This window comes from Frankia sp. Mgl5 (genome assembly GCF_023242985.1).
Classification (GTDB): Bacteria; Actinomycetota; Actinomycetes; order Frankiales; family Frankiaceae; genus Parafrankia; species Parafrankia soli.
The window spans coordinates 1-234 of the sequence record NZ_JALKFY010000362.1; the positions used below are offsets into that span (position 1 = coordinate 1).

Genomic DNA, 234 nt, shown 5'->3' on the forward strand with positions numbered 1-234 from the left:
TCTGCGGCCTGCTGTACAACGAACCTGAGGTTGGACAACTGCTGAAAGAGATGGCTCCCTTCTCCGTCTTTCTATTTTTCCAGGCACCGCTTGCCTCCGCGCTGCAAGGCTTGGATCACGCCAGCGTGGTGATGCGCAACACCCTGATCGGGGCAATCGCCAAAACGGTTGCCATGCTGCTGTTGACGTCCCAACCCGCTTTCGGCATTCACGGCGCAGTAATCGCTCTAAACC

Annotated in this window: 1 protein-coding gene; it reads left to right on the forward strand. The window is 57.3% G+C overall.

Annotated elements, in window-relative coordinates; translation table 11 throughout:
* Nucleotides 1-234, forward strand: a 234-nt coding sequence (locus MXD62_RS09700) for a polysaccharide biosynthesis C-terminal domain-containing protein (RefSeq protein WP_248829016.1), incomplete at both ends; no start/stop codon positions are given.